At 72.0% G+C, this 2,131-nt stretch carries 3 protein-coding genes and 1 pseudogene; all 4 read right to left on the reverse strand.

Translation table 11 applies throughout. The annotated features are described in order from the left end of the window. Positions 1-219, reverse strand: a pseudogene (locus AC27IQ_RS23050) (hypothetical protein); the annotation flags it as partial. Beyond that, the gene (locus AC27IQ_RS23055) at positions 206-484 is read right to left on the reverse strand and encodes a PepSY domain-containing protein (protein WP_272565219.1); all 279 of its coding nucleotides are present in this window, start codon (positions 482-484) and stop codon (positions 206-208) included. The gene AC27IQ_RS23055 and the pseudogene AC27IQ_RS23050, both read right to left, overlap by 14 nt. A gap of 60 nt (positions 485-544) precedes the next feature. After that, entirely contained in the window at positions 545-1,228 is a 684-nt protein-coding gene (locus AC27IQ_RS23060) for a Fe2+-dependent dioxygenase (RefSeq protein WP_487090933.1), read from the reverse strand. Continuing rightward, positions 1,222-2,131 (reverse strand): alpha-hydroxy acid oxidase (locus AC27IQ_RS23065; RefSeq protein WP_487090934.1); only part of this gene is annotated, 910 nt, incomplete at its 5' end. The genes AC27IQ_RS23060 and AC27IQ_RS23065, both read right to left, overlap by 7 nt.

Below are 2,131 nucleotides of genomic sequence, written 5' to 3' on the forward strand. Positions count from 1 at the left end.
GAACTGCGCGAAGCGCGCGTGGTGCCGGCCCGCGAAGCCCCAGGCCACGCGTGCGCAGGCGATGGCCAGGGCGGCGTAGCCCAGGTTTTCGTGCAGGGGCCCCAGCCGGTGGCGGGTGATCCAGGCCGCGGCGACCGAGGCCACCAGCGACCAGTGCAGGAGCCGCACCGCCGCGTCCCACACGGGAACGGGCGGGTGGGGCGAGTTACTTTTCTTCAACGCGTTCCAGCGTCTTGGGGTCGAAGAACGCTTCCACGCGCTTGCCCTGCGGGTCCTTGCCGTACACCTCGTAGCAGGTGGGGGTCTTTTCCATGCGGCGCACGGTCCAGCCTTCCTTGACCAGCTTTTCCTGCAGCTCGGTGTGGGGGCGCCATTCCGAAGCGGGATGGGCGGGGCACTGCACGTCGCCGTGCGCCCAGGCGCCGCCGGCGGCCACGGTCAGGGCCAGGGCGATGGCGGCACGGCGAAAGGGGGTGGAATTCATGGGGGGCTCCTGCAAAGAAAGGGAATGGGAGGACGGAACGGTTTCGGACAGCGCAGCGTGTCAGGTCTGCGCCCAGCGGCGCAGGAGATTGTGGTACACGCCCGTGAGCTGCAGCAGCCGCGGGTCGGCGGCGTCCAGCGAGGGGGTCAGGCGCTGGATGGTCTGGTCCAGGTCGAAGAGCAGCGTGCGGTCGCCCTCGTCCTGCACCAGGCTTTCGACCCAGAAGAACGAGGCGATGCGCGCGCCGCGCGTGACCGGTGTCACGCGGTGCAGGCTGCTGGAAGGGTAGAGCACCAGGTCGCCGGCTTCGAGCTTGACGCTCTGCACGCCGAACGGGCCTTCGATCTCCAGCTCCCCGCCGTCGTATTCGTGCGGATCGGCGAGGAACAGCGTGGCCGACACGTCGGTGCGCATCGACTGCTGCGTGCCGGGCCACTGCATGATGGCGCTGTCCACGTGCGCGCCATAGGTGCCGCCGTCGGCATAGCGGTTGAACTTCGGCGGGTGGATCCTGCGCGGCAGGGCGGCCGCGATGAAGGTGGGGTGGCGGCCCAGCACCCGCAGCAGGTGCTGGCCCAGTTCCACCGCTACCTCGCTGGCGTCGTCGAGCTGTTCGTTGCGCTTGACCGACCGCGCCAGCGTGCCCGCGGTGGCGCTGCCGCTGCGCCAGTCGGCGCCATCCAGGCGCTGGCGGAAGTGGCGGATTTCGTCCGGGTCCAGAACGTGTTCGAGGGTGATCAGCATGGCATTTCTTCGGACAGGGAGGGAAAGGCCGGCGGCTGGGCCACGAGCGCGCCCGGGCCGATGTCGGCCAGCGTGGCGCAGCCGGCCAGCGCCATGCAGGCCTGCAGTTCTTCGATCAGCAGGCGCAGCAGGTGAGCCACGCCCAGCGCGCCGGCCACCGCCAGCGCATAGACCTGCAGCCGGCCGATCAGCACGGCATCGGCGCCGAGCGCCAGCGCCTTGAACACGTCGGTGCCGCTCCGGATGCCGCCATCGAACAGCACGGGCCAGCCGGGGCCCACCGCTGCTCGCACGGCGGGCAGCATCTGCAGGCTGGCGGGGGCGCCGTCCAGCCCGCGCCCACCGTGGTTGGAGACGACAATGCCCGCCACGCCCCGGGCCTGCAAGGCGGTGGCGTCTTCGGGGTGCAGCACGCCCTTGACCCAGACGGGCAGGTGCGTCTGCGCCATCAGCCAGTCCAGGTCGGCCCAGGTGGGCGCGAAGCGCATGGCATGGAAGACCCGGCCCTGGCCCGGCTGCGGGGCGGGCGGCTCCACCGGCGCCTGGCCGCGCAGGTTCTCGGCCACGCAGGTCGGCGGCATGCGAAAGCCCGCCGCCAGTGCCTGGCGGCCGGCGGTCTGCAGGGCCGCGTCCAGCGTGACGACGATCGCGCGGTAGCCGGCCGCCTCGGCGCGGCGAACCAGCTGCAGCGTGTCCTCCCGCCGTGGCTGGAAGTACAGCTGGAACCAGCGCGCCGGGCCGCTGGCCTGCGCGATCGATTCGAGCGTGCGGGACGACAGGGTGCTGGCGACCAGGCAGGTGCCGGTGGCCTCGGCCGCGCGCGCGGTGGCGATCTCGCCGTGCGGGTGTGCCAGGGCCTGGAACGCCACCGGCGCGAGGGCCAGCGGGTGCTCCCAGGCCTCG

Source organism: Acidovorax sp. KPB24-07 (assembly GCF_057543315.1).

What these genes read in the sequence shown, in the direction of transcription:
- AC27IQ_RS23055 (WP_272565219.1), bottom strand. Translation starts at nt 484, where the DNA reads ATGAATTCCACCCCCTTTCGCCGTGCCGCCATCGCCCTGGCCCTGACC.
- AC27IQ_RS23060 (WP_487090933.1), bottom strand. Translation starts at nt 1,228, where the DNA reads ATGCTGATCACCCTCGAACACGTTCTGGACCCGGACGAAATCCGCCAC.